The 590-nt window shown below is 67.8% G+C and carries 1 protein-coding gene; it reads left to right on the top strand.

Annotated elements, in window-relative coordinates; translation table 11 throughout:
- Window positions 1-237 precede the first annotated feature (237 nt).
- Window positions 238-590, top strand: a 353-nt coding sequence (locus HMPREF3115_RS24910; RefSeq protein ID WP_305367018.1) for a response regulator, incomplete at its 3' end; no start/stop codon positions are given.

The following is a 590-nucleotide window of genomic DNA, read 5'->3' as shown; positions in this document are numbered from 1 at the left end:
CACGAGGGCGGGCGCGAGCGGCACGGCAGGCGCTGCGCGGACCGGCAGCGCAAGCGGCGGAAGCCCGTACGCCGGAAGCCCGTATGCCGGAAGCCCGTATGCCGGCAGCCCGTATGCCGGCAGCCCGATTGCCGGGGCCGCGCACCCCGCGACCCCATCGAAAAAGCAGGAGGCGTGAACGTAGTGCAGAAGATCAAAGTGTTGTGCGTCGATGACTCGGCGCTGATCCGCAGCCTGATGACCGAGATCATCAACGGCCAGCCGGACATGATGGTATGCGCGACCGCGCCCGATCCGCTCGTCGCGCGCGAGCTCATCAAGCAGCACAACCCCGACGTGCTGACGCTGGACGTCGAGATGCCGCGCATGGACGGGCTCGACTTCCTCGAGAAGCTGATGCGCCTGCGGCCGATGCCGGTCGTGATGGTGTCGTCGCTGACCGAGCGCGGCTCGGAGATCACGCTGCGCGCGCTCGAACTCGGCGCGGTCGATTTCGTCACGAAGCCGCGCGTCGGGATTCGCGACGGGATGCTCGACTACGCGGAAAAGCTCGCGGACAAGATCCGCAGATGCTCGCGAACACCGTGCGC

It is taken from the genome of Burkholderia sp. HMSC10F09, assembly GCF_001806955.1.
Lineage (GTDB): Bacteria > Pseudomonadota > Gammaproteobacteria > Burkholderiales > Burkholderiaceae > Burkholderia > Burkholderia multivorans.
Note: the sequence above shows the minus strand (reverse complement) of the source record. Positions and strands in the feature narration are given on the sequence as shown.